Source organism: Tropicimonas sp. IMCC6043, from assembly GCF_004146235.1.
Taxonomy (GTDB): domain Bacteria; phylum Pseudomonadota; class Alphaproteobacteria; order Rhodobacterales; family Rhodobacteraceae; genus Tropicimonas.
In genome coordinates, this window is sequence record NZ_SELO01000057.1 from 1 (window position 1) to 17,796 (window position 17,796).

The 17,796-nt window shown below is 63.9% G+C and carries 18 protein-coding genes; 14 read left to right on the plus strand and 4 right to left on the minus strand.

What is annotated here, in order from left to right:
* Window positions 1–474 precede the first annotated feature (474 nt).
* The 11 genes from EU800_RS23440 (at window position 475) to adh (ending at window position 11,838) form a co-directional block, all read left to right on the plus strand.
* Window positions 475–669, plus strand: a complete 195-nt coding sequence (locus tag EU800_RS23440) for a Flp family type IVb pilin (protein ID WP_129635921.1) — start codon at window positions 475–477, stop codon at window positions 667–669.
* Between the two features lie 232 nt (window positions 670–901).
* Entirely contained in the window at window positions 902–1,084 is a 183-nt protein-coding gene (locus EU800_RS23445; RefSeq protein ID WP_129635922.1) for a hypothetical protein, read from the plus strand.
* 164 nt (window positions 1,085–1,248) lie between these two features.
* Window positions 1,249–2,133: a Flp pilus assembly protein CpaB gene (cpaB, locus tag EU800_RS23450; RefSeq protein ID WP_129635923.1), complete on the plus strand. Its 885-nt coding sequence runs from the start codon at window positions 1,249–1,251 to the stop codon at window positions 2,131–2,133.
* 196 nt (window positions 2,134–2,329) lie between these two features.
* Window positions 2,330–3,763: a type II and III secretion system protein family protein gene (locus EU800_RS23455; protein ID WP_129635924.1), complete on the plus strand. Its 1,434-nt coding sequence runs from the start codon at window positions 2,330–2,332 to the stop codon at window positions 3,761–3,763.
* 5 nt (window positions 3,764–3,768) lie between these two features.
* Entirely contained in the window at window positions 3,769–4,089 is a 321-nt protein-coding gene (locus EU800_RS23460) for a hypothetical protein (RefSeq protein ID WP_129635925.1), read from the plus strand.
* Window positions 4,090–4,376: 287 nt separating this feature from the next.
* On the plus strand, window positions 4,377–5,624 hold the full coding sequence (locus EU800_RS23465; protein ID WP_129635926.1) for an AAA family ATPase: 1,248 nt from the start codon (window positions 4,377–4,379) through the stop codon (window positions 5,622–5,624).
* Between the two features lie 31 nt (window positions 5,625–5,655).
* A complete protein-coding gene (locus EU800_RS23470) occupies window positions 5,656–7,095 on the plus strand; it encodes a CpaF family protein (protein WP_129635927.1) in 1,440 nt (479 codons plus the stop codon).
* 4 nt (window positions 7,096–7,099) lie between these two features.
* The gene (locus EU800_RS23475) at window positions 7,100–8,068 is read left to right on the plus strand and encodes a type II secretion system F family protein (RefSeq protein ID WP_129635928.1); all 969 of its coding nucleotides are present in this window, start codon (window positions 7,100–7,102) and stop codon (window positions 8,066–8,068) included.
* 7 nt (window positions 8,069–8,075) lie between these two features.
* Window positions 8,076–9,068 carry a type II secretion system F family protein gene (locus EU800_RS23480; protein ID WP_129635929.1) on the plus strand — a complete coding sequence of 331 codons (993 nt, stop codon included), beginning with the start codon at window positions 8,076–8,078 and terminating at the stop codon, window positions 9,066–9,068.
* Window positions 9,069–9,231: 163 nt separating this feature from the next.
* The gene (locus EU800_RS23485) at window positions 9,232–10,185 is read left to right on the plus strand and encodes a helix-turn-helix domain-containing protein (RefSeq protein WP_129635930.1); all 954 of its coding nucleotides are present in this window, start codon (window positions 9,232–9,234) and stop codon (window positions 10,183–10,185) included.
* A gap of 129 nt (window positions 10,186–10,314) precedes the next feature.
* Window positions 10,315–11,838, plus strand: coding sequence for an aldehyde dehydrogenase (adh, locus tag EU800_RS23490; protein ID WP_129635931.1), 1,524 nt, complete (start codon window positions 10,315–10,317; stop codon window positions 11,836–11,838).
* Between the two features lie 78 nt (window positions 11,839–11,916).
* Here the strand turns inward: adh and EU800_RS23495 are convergent, their stop codons facing one another.
* From EU800_RS23495 to EU800_RS23505, 3 genes are all read right to left on the minus strand, one after another.
* Complete coding sequence (locus tag EU800_RS23495) at window positions 11,917–12,882, minus strand: glycosyltransferase (protein ID WP_129635932.1); 966 nt, start codon at window positions 12,880–12,882, stop codon at window positions 11,917–11,919.
* Entirely contained in the window at window positions 12,879–13,868 is a 990-nt protein-coding gene (locus EU800_RS23500) for a glycosyltransferase family 2 protein (RefSeq protein WP_165354818.1), read from the minus strand. Before EU800_RS23500 ends, EU800_RS23495 begins: the two co-directional genes overlap by 4 nt.
* A 94-nt stretch (window positions 13,869–13,962) precedes the next feature.
* A complete protein-coding gene (locus tag EU800_RS23505; RefSeq protein WP_129635934.1) occupies window positions 13,963–14,766 on the minus strand; it encodes a response regulator in 804 nt (267 codons plus the stop codon).
* A 114-nt stretch (window positions 14,767–14,880) separates the two neighbouring features.
* Here EU800_RS23505 and EU800_RS23510 point away from each other — a divergent pair, with 114 nt between their 5' ends.
* From EU800_RS23510 to EU800_RS23520, 3 genes are read left to right on the plus strand one after another with little or no spacing between them, the layout of a single operon-like run.
* Complete coding sequence (locus tag EU800_RS23510) at window positions 14,881–15,063, plus strand: NepR family anti-sigma factor (RefSeq protein WP_129635935.1); 183 nt, start codon at window positions 14,881–14,883, stop codon at window positions 15,061–15,063.
* A complete protein-coding gene (locus tag EU800_RS23515) occupies window positions 15,060–15,617 on the plus strand; it encodes an RNA polymerase sigma factor (protein ID WP_129635936.1) in 558 nt (185 codons plus the stop codon). The genes EU800_RS23510 and EU800_RS23515 overlap by 4 nt, the downstream gene beginning before the upstream one ends.
* Window positions 15,617–17,425 (plus strand): sensor histidine kinase, encoded by a 1,809-nt coding sequence (locus EU800_RS23520; RefSeq protein ID WP_129635937.1) that lies wholly within the window; start codon window positions 15,617–15,619, stop codon window positions 17,423–17,425. Before EU800_RS23515 ends, EU800_RS23520 begins: the two co-directional genes overlap by 1 nt.
* 7 nt (window positions 17,426–17,432) lie before the next feature.
* On the opposite strand, the gene EU800_RS23525 is transcribed toward EU800_RS23520, so the two are convergent.
* Entirely contained in the window at window positions 17,433–17,666 is a 234-nt protein-coding gene (locus tag EU800_RS23525) for an AI-2E family transporter (protein ID WP_242500762.1), read from the minus strand.
* Window positions 17,667–17,796 lie beyond the last annotated feature (130 nt).

The following is a 17,796-nucleotide window of genomic DNA, read 5'->3' on the forward strand; positions in this document are numbered from 1 at the left end:
CGCCATCGTCGGCCTCGGCATCGCAACGCTCGCCGTGATTTCCGGCGGCGTGGAAGACCTGTCCGGCGACATCTCGAACCAGCTCGCCGTCTCGCAGATCAAGACCACCTTCTGATCGCAGTCCGGCGGAGGCCGGAATGCAAGGGCCGCGCCTACCGGGCGCGGTCCTCGCCTGTTTAAACACGCACTCCCCGCGAAGGCGGTGGCCGGTCAGAACACAGCCGTGGCGCCGCCGTTCTGGTCCGACGATCGAGCGCCCTGCCTGGGTCGGTTTCGGACACCTCTTTCACGCACACCCCGAAAAGTCCTCAAAATTCCGTTAAACTTCCACTTTTCGAGCGGTCCGCGCCCCATTCTTGCCTGAGTCAGGTGGCTTCATCGGAGCACGCCAAAGAGGAGCTCGGGCCCGAAAGAGGCCAGCCCGATCAGCCCCTAGGCCCGTGCAGACCTTGACCTGTCCATCTGGAGACCAACATGAAACTCTTCAACCTGATCAAATCCTTCCGCAATGACGAAGACGGTGCTGTGACCGTTGACTGGGTCGTGCTGACCGCCGCCATCGTCGGCCTTGGCATCGCAACGCTCGCCGTGGTTTCCGGTGGCGTGGAAGACCTGTCCGGCGACATCTCGAACCAGCTCGCCGTCTCGCAGATCAAGACCACCTTCTGAGCCGAACGCGCTCCTGAAGAACGGGCCGCGTCCATCGAGGACGCGGCCTTTTCATATCTCGCCAGATTTCCTGAAACCGAATGTTTCCTCGACAACGTGCAAAACTGCCAAGCCCACCAATTTTTTTGCAGACCAACGCCGCCAGCACTGCAGAAGATCGTTCTTGTTTCTTGTGCCTCGGGCGACGTCACGGACGCCTCGGCACCACGCGTTGCACAATGGAGTAAAGAGTATGCCACCTTCGGCAAAAAGTTTTCTTCGCGACGAGACGGGCGCGGTTACCGTCGACTGGATCGTTCTCACGGCCGGCGTTGTAACCCTCGCCCTGGGCGTGACCTCGCTGATCACCGTTGGAACAGGCACAGCGTCAGACAGGCTCGCCTCGACCGTCGCGGAGCGACCGGTCGGAGACTGACCGGCCTTCCAAGTTGGTTCCGTCCCACATTTCGGGTTTCGGAGTAACTGTCACTGAGCGACCACTGCACAGCCACGCTCCCGCCGCATTCGCTTCCCAGTATCGAAACAGATTTGTCCGGTGCGAGCTTTGTGCACCGTCAGGAATGAATGAAAGGATGCCCCATGCGATTCGTCTTCGCACTCGTCCTGATCGCCGGCATCGGCCTCGCGGGCTTTGCCGTCTACATGGCGCAGAACTACATGTCCGAGATGGGCGCCGAGCGCGACAGGTTGCTGGCCGCCCAGGCCGCGGCGCCGCCGATGGTAGACGTCGTCGTCGTCACCAAGGACAAGACCTATGGACAAGTGCTCAGCAAGGAAGATGTCAAGTGGATGCGCTGGCAGAAGGATAGCCTGCCGGAGGGCGTCTTCGTGCGCGACGCGTCGGGCTTCGCCGAAGGTTCCGTCGAGCCGGGCGATTCGCTGTTTCCGGAGAACAGCCGCGAGCGTTTCGTGATCACGTCGATGCGCAAGTTCGAGCCGCTGCTCGCGCACAAGGTGACGCGTCCGGGTGAGGATGCCGGGCTGACCTCGCGGCTTAGCAAGGGCATGCGTGCCTTTGCGATCCGGGTTGATGTCTCCTCCGGCGTCTCGGGCTTCCTGAGGCCGGGAGACCGGGTCGATGTCTACTGGACCGGCAATACCGGTTCGCTCGATGGGCGCGGCGAGATCACCAAGCTGATCGAAACCAGCATCAAGCTCATCGCCGTCGACCAGATCGCTGATACCGATCGCACCGCGCCGGTGATCGCGCGCACCGTGACCGCCGAGGCCACACCGCAGCAGGTCGCCAAGCTCACCCAGGCGCAATCGACCGGAAAGCTGTCGCTGTCGCTGGTGGGCGCGGAGGACGACACTGTCGCCCAGGTCAGTCAAGTCGATCAGCGCACGCTTCTGGGAATCCAGGAAAGCGCCCCGATCATCGTCGAAAAAGAGCAGGTCTGCTCCACGAAGATCCGCCGCGGCGCCGACGTGATCCAGCAGGAGATCCCCTGCCCGACGAACTGACGTCCCGGAAACGGGTTGCAAATCAAACGGCTATAACGAATCGAACCCGCAACCTCTGGTAGTGTTGCGGGTTCACTACATAAGGTTCCCTCGCCAACGTCTTGATTCTTGCAATAAATCGCAATTGCATGCAGTGTGGATAAAGATGCGGGCAAAAAGACCCGCCGAACATTCGTGATCGAGAGGCAGGGTCACCATGACAGTCAAGACGCTTGTGCGGGCGGGTCTACTGGGCCTCGCGATTGCCGGCACATCCACATTCACCGTCGCTCAGGCGGAGACGCTCCGGGTCACCGGTGGCACAGTTCAGCGAGCGCTCAAGGTGCCCATGAACCGGGCCGTCGTAGTCGAGAGTGACGCTCCCTTCGCCGAGCTTTCTATCGCAAATCCCGGCATCGCCGATATCTCGACCCTCTCTGAGCGGTCGATTTATGTGCTCGGCAAAGCGCCGGGCCGGACGACGCTGACGCTGCTGGCCCCGGACGGCTCGCTCATCACCAATGTCGAGGTGCAGGTCACCGCCGATGTCGGAGAACTCAAGGAGCGGCTGCGCGAGGTGCTCCCGGGCGAAGCGATCGAGGTCCGGCCGGCCAATGACGGCATCGTGCTCTCGGGCACCGTGTCGAGCGCCATGGCGCTCGACCGCGCACTTGATCTCGCAAACCGCTACGCACCCGACCGGGTGTCGAACCTGATGATGGTCGGCGGCACGCAGCAGGTGATGATGAAGGTGCGTTTCGCAGAGATGAGCCGCACCGTCTCGAAGTCGCTCGGTTTCTCGATGGCGATCAACGGCATCGCGAACGGCGGCGACATCGGCTACAACGGCGGCACCGGCAACTATCTTTCCGGCGACAACCTCCGCAACCTCTTCGACGGCGACAACGGCACCGGCACCACGGTCTCGAACGGAACCCAGGGTGCCTTCCAGATCGGTTTCGGCGCGGGCGACGTTGAATTCGCGGTGCTGATCGAGGCGCTGGAATCGAAGGGCTTCATCCGGACCCTCGCCGAGCCCAACCTCACGTCGCTTTCCGGTCAGTCGGCAAGCTTCCTGGCGGGCGGCGAATACCCGGTTCCGGTCCGCGACGAGGACGGCTCCGTCTCGGTCACCTTCAAGCCCTTCGGCATCGTGCTCAACATGACGCCGCGGGTCATTGGCGACAATATCAACCTCAACCTCGCGGCAGAAGTCAGCCAGATCGACCCCTCGATCGGCATCACCGATGCCGGCTTCTCGATCTCGGGCTTCGCGACTCGGAAGACCGAGAGCACCGTGGAGATGCGCGACGGCGAGAGCTTCGCCATCGCCGGGCTCCTGCAGGACGATTTCCGCGACCTCAGCGCCCAGGTGCCGTGGCTCGGCGACGTGCCGGTGCTCGGTGCGCTGTTCCGCAGCGCCGATTACGAGCGCGGCCAGTCGGAGCTCGTGATCATCGTCACTGCCCATCTCGTGACGCCGACCCGTGGTGACGCGCTCGCGCTGCCGACCGACCGGGTGCGTCCGCCGAGCGAGAACCAGCTCTTCATGCGCGGCCTCACGGCCGTGACCACCCGCCCGGTGACCGGCGGCGCCGGCGAAGTCGCGCGTCAGGACTTCACCGGCTCCTACGGCTACGTGATGGAGTGAGGAAGATGAAAACCACCACTCTCGCCCTCGCCGCGCTCGCCACGAGCCTCTCGCTCAGCGGTTGCGCCTATTGGAACGAGGAGGCCGGCGCCTTCCTGGACCAAGGCGATTTCGGCAATGCCACGATGCAGAATCAGCTTGCGATGACCTGTCGGAAGCTGACACCGGCCAATATCACGAAGTATGGCCAACCGATTGCTTCGGGCTGCCCCGGACGGATCCAGGACGGCAAATACGCCCAGTTCGCGTATAACGAGACGATCCTCTCGGCCACCGAACTCTCCGGTGAAGCCGTGGCGGCGACGGATTTCGAAGAGCAGCAGTAAACGTCATCCCGCTTCTTCCACAACCATGCGGCGTCCCGTTTCGGGGCGCCGTTCGTCTTTCTGGAAGACTGGTCGACTATCCGGCCTACGGAAACAGAAACTGCAATTGGACGAAACCGGCGCCAATTTCCGCATAGCCACGCCATTCCGAACAAACTTTCGCCCGGATTGCCCGCCAAACACAGAACAAGAGTAGTGCGGGTGACATCGACGCACGAGCGACGAGTTCGACCGGGGCGCCATTTGCGACCAAACCGACCTCGTCATCTGAGAAGGACAACAGGCGTATGAACACCAGTGCCGCATTGCAACCCGAGCCCGCCCCCGTGGCGGCCTGCACCGTCAGCCGGGACGTCCAGAATTTCGACCTCCTGATCGAGGACATGGAAACCGAACTCGGCGAAAGCTGGGGCGATCTGGGCTTTACGGATGCCATGGCATTCCTTGAGCAGCCGGACGCTTCCGCCCTTGAATTCCTGGCGGTCGCGCTCGACAGCGAGGACGAGGAAGAGGTCTCCCTGATCGGGGAACTGATCAACGCCTCGCGCAAGAAGGGAATCAAGGTCTTGCTGATTGCGCAGGATGTCGGCCCTGTCGTCCTGCATCAGTTGCTGAATCTCGGCGCGGACGGATTCCTGCCCTACCCGTTGCCAGAGGGCGCGCTGCACGATGCCATCGAGCGGCTCCGTATGCCCGAACCGGCGGCCCCCGCGGCCATCGCCAGCGCTGCGACGCCACAGGCGGGTGCGGGCGGCGGCCATGACGGGGTGATTCTCGCCGTGCACGGCCTCGCCGGCGGCGTCGGCGCCACGACATTCGCGGTCAACCTCGCCTGGGAGATCGCCACCAAGCAGAAGAAAGACGGCCCGCGCGTTTGCATTCTCGACCTCGATCTGCAGATGGGATCGACGTCGACCTATCTCGACCTGCCGCGCAAGGAATTCGTCTACGAGCTCTTGTCCGACACGGCCACGATGGATCACGACAGCTTCAACCAGGCGCTGCAGGTCTTCGAAGATCGCGTGCATGTGCTGACCGCACCGGCGGACATGCTGCCTCTCGACCTGATCGGGCCGGAAGACGTCACCACGTTGCTGAAATTTGCCCGCGCGAATTTCGACGTGGTGGTGATCGACATGCCGACCACGCTGGTCGCCTGGACCGAGACCGTGCTGAGCGAGGCGCATGTCTATTTCGCCCTGATGGAGCTCGACATGCGCTCGGCCCAGAACGCGCTTCGCTTCGTGCGGTTGCTGAAGAGCGAAGACCTGCCGCACGAACGGCTGCGATTCGCGCTCAACCGCGCGCCGCGCTTCACCGACCTGCAGGGAAAGGCCCGCGTCAAGCGCATGGCCGAAAGCCTCGATATCGACATCGAGTTGCTGCTGCCGGACGGGCAGAAACAGGTTTCTCAATCCTGCGACCACGGCCTGCCGCTGTCTCAGAACACCGCAAAGAACCCGCTCCGTAAGGAAATCGCCAAGCTCGCCGCCTCCCTGCACGACCTGATCTCGGACGAAGCCGCAGGGGCCTGATCCGGCCAGCCTCTGAACGAAGGACCGCAAGATGTTCTCACGCTACAAGAAGACAGCCCCAGGACAGCCGCAGGCCGTGCGAAGCGCCGCGACTGCGACAGCGGCGCCCGCGGCCGAGCGTATTGCACGGAAGCCCTCCACGACAGACAAGCCCATCACTGTGCCGGCCCGCGCCGTGCCCGTGGACAAGGAAAAGAAGCGTAAGGAACGCCTGAGCGAGATCAAGGTCGAGCTACACAAGGTACTGCTCGACAGCCTGAACCTTGCTGCGCTCGAGACTGCGACCGAGCAGGACCTCAAGGCCGAGATCGCCGCGATTGCCGCCGAGAGCCTCGAGGAGATGTCGGTCGTCCTCAACAAGGAGGAGCGGCAGGCCCTCCACCAGGAGCTCTACGACGAGGTGACCGGCCTCGGCCCGCTTGAGCCGCTCCTGAAGGACGAGGACGTCAACGACATCCTGGTCAATGGCCCGCACCAGATCTTTGTCGAACGCAACGGCAAGCTCTCGATGTCCGAGATCACCTTCAAGGACGAGCGTCACCTGCTCCGGATCATCGACAAGATCGTCTCCGCCGTGGGACGGCGCGTCGACGAATCGAACCCTTACGTGGACGCCCGCCTTGCCGATGGTTCACGTTTCAACGCCATGGTGCCGCCGATCGCGGTCGATGGCTCGCTGGTCTCGATCCGGAAATTCAAGAAGGACAAGCTCGGCGTCGATGAACTCGTGAAGTTCGGCGCCTTCACCGAGGAGATGGCCGCCTACCTCCAGGCTGCGGTCTCGACCCGCCTCAACATCATCGTCTCAGGCGGCACCGGTTCGGGCAAGACGACGACTCTCAACGCGCTCTCGTCCTTCATCGACAACTCCGAGCGTATCCTCACCATCGAGGACACCGCGGAACTCCAGCTCCAGCAGACCCATGTCGGTCGGATGGAGAGCCGGCCGGCCAACGTGGAGGGCAAGGGCCGCGTGAGCCAGCGGGACTGCCTCAGGAACGCGCTCCGGATGCGCCCCGACCGCATCATCGTTGGCGAGACGCGCGGCGAGGAGGTCATCGACATGCTCCAGGCCATGAACACCGGCCATGACGGCTCGATGACCACGATCCACGCCAACTCCGCCCGCGACGCGGTGAGCCGGCTCGAGAACATGATCGCCATGGCCGGCATCGAGATGCCGCTCAAGGCGGTGCGGGCCCAGATCGCGAGCGCGGTCAACCTCATCGTCCAGGCCTCGCGCCTGCAGGACGGTTCGCGCCGCATGGTCTCGGTCACCGAGATCACCGGCATGGAGGGCGAGGTCATCTCGATGCAGGAGGTCTTCCGCTACGAGCGGCTGGGCCTCGCGCCCGACGGAAAGATCATCGGCCGCTTCAACGCTACCGGCGTGCGGTCCTATTATTCGGACCGCTTCAAGCAATGGGGCTACGACTTGCCGGCCGCCATCTACGAACCCATCACGGAGTGACGCGATGACGATTTCCATTGAACCGATCATCTATCTGCTGATCTTCGCGGCCGTGGTGTTGCTGGTTGAAGGCATCTATCTCACCGCTTTCGGCAAGTCGATCAGCCTCAACAGCAAGGTCAACCGACGCCTGGAACTGCTCGAGAAGGGCGGTGCACGCGAGGAAGTGCTGGAACAGCTCCGCAAGGAGATGACGCAGCACATGAACTCCCGCGGCATCCCGCTCTACTCGATCCTCGCCGACAAGGCGCAGAAGGCCAATATCGCCTTCACACCGCGCCAGCTCGTCATGGTGATGATCGTGCTCGGCGGCGTGGCCTTCGTCGCGCTGACGCTCGGCACCGATGCCGGCATGGCCGTGCGGATCGTGGTGGCGGTTGGCATGGGTGTGGGCGGCGTCTACATGTGGGTAAACAACAAGGCGAAGAAGCGCCTCTCGCTGATCGAGGAGCAGCTGCCGGATGCCGTGGAACTGATGGTCCGCTCGCTGCGCGTCGGGCACCCGTTCTCCTCGGCGGTCAATATCGTCGCTCGCGAAGTTGCCGACCCGCTCGGCTCCGAATTCGGCGTCATCGCCGACGAGGCCGCCTATGGCCGCGACATGTCCGAGAGCCTCAAGGCACTGGCGGAGCGGATGGACATGCAGGACCTGCGTTTCCTCGCCGTCGCCGTCACCATCCAGCAGCAATCGGGCGGCAACCTGGCGGAGATCCTCGACGGTCTTGCCAAGGTCATCCGCGCCCGTTTCAAACTGTTCCGGCGGGTCAAGGCGATCACGGCGGAGGCGAAATGGTCGGGGATGTTCCTGTCGTTCTTCCCGATCATCGCGCTGATCGGCATCAACGTGGCCGACCCGCACTATTACGACGACGTCAAGGACACGGCTGCCTTCATTCCCGCCTGCCTGGTCGTCGGCGTCTTCCTCCTGGTCAACATGATCTTCATGAAGATCATGGTCAACATCAAGGTCTGAACCCGAAATGGAAATCCTCATCCAGATCAACGACTGGCTGGTTGCCAAATTCGGCGAACTCGGTCCGCTCTATGCCGTCGGTGTGCTCGGCACGCTGCTCGTCGCTCTCACCCTCCCCGTCTTTCTCGCCCGTCGGGCCGACCCGCTCGACAAGCTCAAGACCCAGAATCGCTCTGGTGGTTTCAGCGCCAACGGCAAGGGCGAGAAGAAGGCGCTGCGCCATGGCGGCGGCAGTGCCAAGCTCGACAAGTTCGCTGACTTCCTCGAACCGCAGGACGAGGAGGAAATGTCGACTGCCCGGCTCACGATGCTGCAGGCGGGTTACCGTTCCAAATCGGCCGTGCGCACATTCCACGCGGCGCAGTTCATTCTCGGCATCGGCTTCCTGATGCTCGGCATCCTCTATGCCATCGTGACCTCGGCCACCGGCGAGGTCACGACCCAGCAGATGATCCTGTCGATCATCATTCCAGGCGCTGTGGGCTACTACATCCCAAAATACTGGGTGAACCGCCGGCTGCAGACGCGCCAGCAGGAGATCACCAACGGTTTCCCGGATTCGCTCGACATGATGCTGGTCTGCGTCGAGGCCGGCCAGTCGCTCGAACAGTCGATCATCCGCGTCAGCAAGGAGTTGCGCGCAGGCTTCCCGGCGCTCGCCGACGAATATGAAATCGTCGCCCACGAGATGAAGGCCGGCAAGGAGAAGGTGCAGGTTCTCAAGGATATGGCAGAGCGCTGCGGCGTTCCGGATGTCGCCTCCTTCGTCACCGTGCTGATCCAGTCGGCAAGCTTCGGCACCTCGATCGCCGAGGCCCTCCGGGTCTACGCTTCTGAGATGCGCGACAAGCGTGTCATGCGGGCCGAAGAAAAGGCCAACGTGCTGCCGACCAAGCTGACGCTCGGCACGATGATGTTCACGGTGCCGCCGCTCCTCATCATCCTGATCGGCCCGTCGATCCACGAGATCGCAACCACGCTGAGCAGCGGGGCTCTCTGACTCCCACCGCTCCGGCGGCCGAGTCCACCGGCCTCGCCCGACCTGGGGTTGTCCGCACGCCCCCAATCGGGGCGTGCAAACCGTGCGAAGAGGCACAAGATTGCCGGCTCCCCGCGAACAATCTACAAGAAGCTTTCCCAAGGGGAAGTGGGAGCGCGGGGGAATGCAGTCTTACGGTCATGTCGAGAAAGTGCTCGAAGCGGCGGATTCGCCGAGCGCCGCCGCGCGTTCCCGGCTTGCGGCGAGCTGGCGCCGATCGGCGCACCGGCACGGGCTCGACCCGGCCGAGAGGCGCGCGCCCGACCGGGTCGAGGCCGCCGACCTTCGGCGGCGCCGCGACGCGCTGGACCTGTTCCTGACCATCGCCGCGCCGCGGATCGACCAGCTCTTCACGCTTGTGGGCCAGTCGGGCTGCGCGGTGTTGCTAACCGATCTCGACGGCATCATCCTCGACCAGCGCGTTTCGGACGCCGACGCGCAGACCTTCGAGGACTGGGGCCTTGCACTCGGTGCGGATTGGAGCGAGGCGGCCGAGGGCACCAACGGCATCGGCACCTGCCTTGCCGAGCAGCGCCGGCTGATCATCCACCGCGACGAGCATTTCTTTGCCCGCAATACCGCGATGAGCTGCATCGACTCGCCGATTTACGGCAGCAATGGCGAGATCCTCGCCGCGATCGACGTTTCTTCGGCGCGCGCAGACCACACCGAGGGGTTCAACCGACTGATCGCCGCGCAGGTCGCCCAGACCGCGCGCGCCATCGAAGAGGCCAATTTCCGCGCTGCCTTCGCGGGGCACAGGATCCTTGTTGCCGAGAGCGACGCGCCGGAGACGGCCGCGCTGCTGGCCGTGGATGGCCACGATCTCGTCGTCGGCGCCACCCGCGAGGCACGCCGAGCCTTCGGACTCGGGGACGGGACCATCGCCCCGCGCCCGGCGGTCGACATTCTCGGCCGCGAGGACGGGCCGACCGGGTTCGAACGCGCCGAGCGGGCGGCGGTGATTCGCGCCCTCGCCCGCGCCGACGGCAATGTCAGCCAGGCCGCGCGCCAGCTCGGAATCGGCCGCGCCACCCTCTATCGCCGAATGAAACGGCTTGGTCTCGGCGAAATCTGAGCCCGACTGTCTCACTCCTGAGACAGGAGGCGGTGCAAGCCGCCGCCCCCCGGGATGACGGCGCGACGCGCGTCAGGCTTGCTTGTTGCACTCCGGGAAGGAGGTCCCGGAGCAACAGGAGGACATCCCATGAACGAAATGACCCGGCCGGACTCCGGCACCTATGTCTCGCCCTTCAAGGCCCGCTACGACAATTTCATCGGCGGCAAGTTCACGCCACCGGTGAACGGGCGCTATTTCGACAACACCACGCCAATCACCGGTGCGAAGATCTGCGAATGCGCACGCTCGGACGGGGCCGATGTCGAGCTGGCTTTGGACGCCGCCCATGCCGCGCGCGAAGCCTGGGGCACGACCTCGGCCGCCGAGCGCTCCAACATCCTGCTGAAGGTTGCCGATCGGCTCGAAGAGAATCTCGATCTTCTGGCCAGTGCCGAAACCTGGGACAACGGCAAGCCGATCCGCGAGACGACCGCGGCCGACATCCCGCTCTCGATCGACCATTTCCGCTATTTCGCCGGCGTTCTGCGCGGCCAGGAAGGTTCGATGTCGGAGATCGACGCCGACACCGTCGCCTATCACTACCACGAACCGCTGGGCGTGGTTGGCCAGATCATCCCTTGGAACTTCTCGATCCTGATGGCGGCCTGGAAACTGGCGCCCGCTCTTGCTGCCGGCAATTGCATCGTGCTGAAGCCCGCCGAGCAGACGCCGGCGGCGATCATGGTGCTGGTCGAACTCATCGCCGACCTGCTGCCCGCGGGTGTGCTGAACGTCGTCAACGGCTTCGGCGCCGAGGTCGGCGCGCCGCTCGCGAAGAGCCCGCGCATCGCCAAGATCGCCTTCACTGGCTCGACCCAGACCGGGCGGATGATCATGCAATACGCCACCGAGAACTTGATCCCGGTGACGCTGGAACTTGGCGGCAAGTCACCCAACATCTTCTTCTCGGACGTGATGCGTGAGGACGACGCCTTCCTCGACAAGGCGGTCGAGGGCTTCGTGCTCTTCGCCTTCAACCAGGGCGAGGTCTGCACCTGCCCGAGCCGGGCGCTGATCCAGGAGGATATCTACGACGCGTTCATCGAGAAGGCGATTGCCCGGGTGAAGGCGATCAAGCAGGGCGACCCGCGCGACATGGCGACGATGGTCGGGGCCCAGGCGAGCGCCGAGCAGCAGGACAAGATCCTCTCCTACTTCACTATCGGCCGCGAGGAAGGCGCCGAGGTGCTTGTGGGCGGCGATGCCGCGCATCTGGGTGGCGAGTTGGAAAGCGGCTTCTACATCCAACCGACGATCCTCAAGGGCAAGAACTCCATGCGGGTCTTCCAGGAGGAAATCTTCGGCCCCGTCGTCTCGGTCACGACCTTCAAGGACGAGGAAGAGGCGCTGCATATCGCCAATGACACGATGTACGGCCTCGGGGCCGGTGTCTGGTCCCGCGATATCAACACCTGCTACCGATTCGGCCGGCACATCCAGGCCGGGCGCGTCTGGGTCAACAACTACCACGCCTACCCCGCGCACGCGGCCTTCGGCGGCTACAAGCAGTCGGGCATCGGGCGCGAGACCCACAAGATGATGCTCGACCACTACCAGCAGACCAAGAACATGCTGGTCAGCTACAACCCCAACAAGCTCGGCTTCTTCTGATCCTCCCCGGATGCGCGCCCGTCTCCCAGGGCGTGCAGACGACGACCCGTCGCCGGTATCGGCGGCGGGTCATTCGTTTTACTTGTATTCGATGAGTTCCTGCCGCCCGCCGGTCATCCGCCTGCGCCAGTAGGCCGTAACTCCTTGGAACTCCGCAAACTTTCCAAGCGTCAGGAAAAACGCGCGTTCCCACCCCACGGAGCGCGCCAGACGCAAAACCTGAAGCGGATAGAGCAGCACCCCCAGAAAGGCCCAGGGACCTGCGAGAAACGCGGCGAGCAGGATCGCCAGCGGGATCGCCGCGGCCCAGATCAGGATCCGGCGGATCTCGGTGCGCCGGTAGCGCTCGGGCGCGGCGCCATACATCGCCGCCCCCTCGGCAAAGGCGAAACCGGCACGGCGCGAGCGTTGCCACCATTGGCCGAAGCGGTTCATGTTCACATCGTGCCAAGCCATGTCTGCGGCAAGCCGTTCGATGCCCCATCCTTCTCGCGCGATGCGAAGGCAGAGTTCGGGCTCTTCGCCGGCGATCAGCCTCGAATTGAAGCCGCCAGCTCCGACGAAGGCGACCGTGCGGTAGAGCGCTATCCCGCCGCACGCCCGGACAGGCCCCACGGGCGCGTCCCATTCCGCATCCGCGAGCCGGTTGTAGATCGAGGCGTCGGGGAAGCGCTCACTCAGGCGCCCACAAACCACACCAAGCTTCTGGTTGGCTTCCATCACCGCAAGAGCGGCCTCGATCCACCCGGGATTAATCTCGCAATCCCCATCGATGAACTGCACGAATTCCGGAAGGCCAAGCGCTCGCAGGCGCTCGAAGCCAGCGTTTCGAGCACGTGCAGCGGTGAAAGGACTTACCATGTCCAGTTCCACTACCTCTGCGCCGATGGCCCGCGCAGCCTCCACAGACCCGTCCGTCGAGCCAGAATCCACGTAGATCATCCGTGTGACCCTAGGCTTCAGCGAGTTCAGGCAAAGCACTAGCCTTGCTCCCTCGTTTCGTCCGATTGCGATCGCACAAACCAAGCGCTCCGCGTCGTTCATCGCGCTGGATCCCGCCCGGTCAACAAGGGCCGGAACACGCCCTCCCAGTAGTCCGATAAGAAATGTAGCGGAAGGCCCGGCGTTCGCCTGCGCAGCGCGCTTATCACTAGGTGCGCAGCGGCGCCGAACATCACTGCTCCGGCAACGAGGCTGCCCCGGGCACGGCCCCAGACCTTGCGAGAGAAGATTCGGCGTGAATCATACCAGTAGGTCGGGCGTCGACTGCGCTCGATGTCATGGCTGCGCACCCCGGTGGCGGTGCCTTCGGCATGGACGATACGGGCCTCTGGGAGATGCCAACAGGTCCAGCCCGCCCTTTTAAGGCGCCACATCAGGTCGAGCTCTTCGTAGTAAAGAAAATATGCAGGGTCAAAAAAATCCATCCCGCGGATCGCCTCAAAGCGAAACATGACTGCTGCACCTGAGACCCAGTCAACCTGTCCGGCAGGTTGCTCCGGAGGAAAGGCGACACTGGCATTTTTTAGCAAGCGGCTGACTGGCCCGAAGCCGAGGCTTCGGTCAAATTCGCTGGCAAGGCTCGGGAACCGAAATGCCGCTGAGACGGGTTGGTTGCCCGGCTTGGATATTCGCGGCCCGGCGGCGCCCACTTCAGGATTCGCGTCAAGAAAGCGTGCGAGAATTGCGATGGCCTCATTGTCGAGTCGCGCGTCGGGGTTGAGCAAGAAAACCTTGTCGGGCGGCCTCCTTCGTGCCGCAAGGGTTCTCAAAACTAGGTTGTTGCCGCGGCCGAATCCGTGGTTCTCTGTTTGCGGGAAGAATCGCACGCGGTCCTTCCAGCCACGCTCAGCGATGGCAGTAGCCAGAACTGCCGCGTCGTCGCCCGGGGAAGCATTGTCGACGAGGTGGATCTCAACGACATAGCCCGCGTGATCGTGGCTGATGACGCTGCCGACGGCGTCAAGCGCCAGCTCAGCCGTGCCGTAGTTAACGACAATCACCGCCACCTGCGACTTTCGAAAGGACATGGGCCGCAATCTCCTGAACATAATCGGACCTGTCGGAACGCGACACTGCCCGACACAATCCTAGACCATGAATTTGTGCGCTGCCACCTCGGCATCAGGCTCCGAGCGTCTCCGTCGAGGCGAAGAACATCGCCTGGCTGACCGCGCTGACCACCTGCTCGGGCTGGTAGGGCTTGGCGATCATGAAGGCGGGTTCGGGGCGTTCTCCCGTCAGCAACCGCTCGGGAAATGCGGTGATGAAGATCACCGGCACGTCGTGTTCGGGCAGGATCGCGTTGACCGCGTCGATGCCGCTGGAATTGTCGGCAAGCTGGATGTCGGCGAGGATCAGGTCCGGTCGCTCGCGCAACGCCATCTTGACCGCCGCATCCCGGGTGCGGGCGATGCCGGTCACGTCATGTCCCATCGTCGTACAGATGCTCTCGAGATCCATCGCAATGATCGCCTCGTCTTCGATGATCAGGATGCGGCCCTTCACGGCATCCTGCATCTCGGCGCGCGCCAGGTCTATGAGCGCCGTGGCTTCGTCGTCGGGAACTTGCATGATCGCGCCGATCTCCTCGGCCGTGAACCCCTCGACGGAGTTCAGCAGCAATGCCTCGCGGGTGTTGGGCGTAAGATGCGCGAGCGCCTGCCGTCCCCGGTTGCCCTCATCGGGTTCGGCGACCGGCGCGCCGACACTCGTCCATATCGAGTGAAAGACGCGGAAGAGGGCCGCCTTGGCGGAGATCCCCTGATCGAATGCCGACGGATCGGCGAGGATTGCCTCCAGCGTCGCGGCAGCATGGGCGTCGCCGCTGTCCTGGCTCCCTGTGAGCGCGCGCGCGTAGCGACGAAGATATGGCAGATTCGGGCCGATGAGATCAGACATCGTGGCGGGTCGGGTCGGATTGGACATTTCTTCTCCCAAAAGGCAGTTTTTTCGTGGAACAAACGCGCGACGCTCGCGTTTGTTCCAAGATGTGTAAAAGGATCTTACTTCGACCATAGCGCCAGGAGGGAATGGCCGGCAATGAGCCCGACGGAAAAAACGCTTCAGACACAGATAGATGACAATCTGCGTCGGATATTCGACGAAGATGCGCAGACGGAGCTTCCTGACAGGCTTCTCAAGCTGCTCGAGCGGTTGGACGAGGTGCCCGCGCCCGGTAAAGGCCTTTCGGACGACGCCGGAACGGATGGTGAGCCCGCGTGAGGAGAGAGGATGCCAAGGCCGAACTGATCGGTCACATGAAGGTGCTTCGCGCCTTCGCGATGAGTCTTACGCGCAATTCCGCGGCAGCCGAAGACCTCGTGCAGGATACGGTTCTGAAGGCCTGGACGAAGATGGACGGTTTCGAGGAAGGCTCGAACATGCGGGCATGGCTCTTCACGATCCTTCGCAACACGTTCTACTCGGACCGCCGCAAGGCGGCGCGCGAGGCAGAGGATGCAGACGGCGTCCTTGCCGGCCAACTCGCCGAAAAACCGGCTCATGACGGCCGCCTGCAGCTTGCCGACTTCAGGGCTGCCTTCGACCGGTTGCCGCCCGAGCAGCGCGAAGTTCTGACGCTGGTGGGTGCGCTGCAGTATTCCTATGAGGAGGCCGCCCAGATGTGCGGCGTGAAGGTGGGCACGGTCAAGTCCCGGCTCAACCGCGGCCGCGAGGCGCTGGCCGTGGCGTTGCATCTGGACGGCGACGGGCCAATCGAAATGACCGATGCGGTGACGCACGGGGTCGTGACGGCCAACGGAAGCTCGGCGGCCTGATGCGCTCCTGGCGGCTGCAGCTTCCGGGCGAGGCGCGGCTGCCGTTTCGTCGCGGCCTTTCGCTCCGGCTTGCCGGTCTTCTTTCATTGGTCATGCTGCCACTCGGCGTCATCGCCGTATGGCAGACGGCCGAGCTCCAGAAGAAGCTCACGGAAGTCAACGCGCTGAACTTGATCTCGCTGACAGGCGAAGTCGCCCGCAAGGAGCGCGAGACGATCGAGGCGGCGCTCGGCGGGGCGGCGGCTATGGCCGCGGTCTTGCCGACGTTCCGCGACGACCCGGCGCGCTGTGCCGACGTCTTCGGCGGCTTCCTCGAAGGCGCCGGCGACCGCTTCAGCTTTGCCGGCTACGTCCCTGTTTCGGGACAGGTGACCTGTTCATCGTTCGGCCGTCCGGTGGATGTTTCCGATAGGGCGGGCTTTCGCGAACTCGTTGCCACGCGCACGCGGACCGTTCTGCTTGACCGGACCGGACCGATTTCGGGTCAGCCGGTGCTGGTTGCAAGCCTGCCGGTCGGCGGCGACGCGGACAGCGTTCCCGAAGGCTATGTCACGGTCTCGATCCCGCATGTCCAGCTCGAGAACCCCTATTCCGAGATCATCGCCGGGCGGGCCATGGACCTCTTCACGATCAACGCCGCGGGCGAGATCCTGACGGCTTCGGGCGATCCGGAGACAGCGGCGATGCGTCTCCCCGGCGACCGGCTGAGCCAGGCGCTTCTGACCGAAGGCGCCCACCGCTTTACTGCCCTGAACGGCTACGGAATGCGCCGGGTCTATTCCGTCGTGCCGATCGCCGAGGGGGCGGTTTACGCGGTCGGCGCCTGGCTGCCGACGCGGGCTACGTCTGAGAGTCCGTTGCTGGACCTCCTGCACTCGCCGGCACTCTTCCCCATCGTCATGTGGGTCGCCAGCCTCGTCATGGTGATGATGGCGGTCGAGTGGCTGCTTGTGCGGCATGTCCGGGTGATTGCGGTTCAGCTGCGCCGCTTCGCGCGCAACCGCGAACTGCCGGTGCCACCGCCCGAGGGACGGCTGCCCAACGAACTCGAGGTGATCGAGCGCGAGTTCGGCGCGCTGGCCGAGCGGCTGGTGCAGGACGAGGCCGAACTGATGGACGCGATGCACGACAAGGACGTGCTATTGAAGGAGGTCCACCATCGCGTGAAGAACAACCTCCAGTTGATCTCGTCCATTGTCTCCATGCAGGTGCGCCGCACCGCCGACCCGGCGACGGCGGCCGCGTTGCAGCGGGTGAACCGCCGCGTCAGTTCGATGGCCACGGTGCACCGCCGTCTGTATCAGGCCGAGAATCTCGGCCGGGTGCGTGCCGACGACCTGCTGCGCGACGTCATTCTTCCGCTGGTCGACCTTGTAGATTCGAGCAGCGAGCGGCCGCGGCTCGAACTTCGGCTTGATCCGGTGACGCTCTATCCCGACCAGGCCGTGCCGGCGGCGTTGCTCTCGGTCGAGGCCGCGACCAACGCGCTGAAATATCTGGGCCCCGACGGCTCGGGCGAGCGCTGGCTCCGCGTCGAACTGACTGATCTCGGATCGGACCAGGTGCGGCTAGCGATCGTCAGTTCGCTGGACCCGGAGCGGCACAGCGGCGACACGTCGACAGAGGCTTCAGCCGACGGAACCGGCCTCGGAAGCCAGCTGATCCGCGCCTTTGCGCGCCAGTTGGAGGCGGAGGAGACGATCGAGGAAGGTGAGGACAGCTACACGCTGAGCGTCGTTTTCGAAAGTGCGCCGTTCACGGCAGAAGACACCGCCAGCGCCGAGGACGCTGTAGCGGAGACGGTTTGACCCAGGGTCAATCCGTCTCCTGAACTTCGGCAGAGACCAGCGGCGGGGGCGTTTCCTCGAGGCTCCACCCTGCCTTCCAGCCGGTCATCGCCAGCACCCAGATCAGCAGCGGAAGCGCGACCACCCCGCCGACGGGCCCCCAGATCCAAAGCCAGCCGGTCAGCGTCACAAAGACCAGAAGCGGGTTGATCGCCAGGCTGCGGCCCACCAGCGCCGGCGTGACGAACTGCCCCTCGATCATGTTTAGAGCGATCCCAATCTATTCGGTTTCATAGCCTGCGGCCTTGAAGAAGTTGTAGCATTCTTCTTCAGTGAAGAGGTTGCAGACGTGTCCGACGACCTGCCAAAGCGGTTCGTAGGTTCGAGCGGCG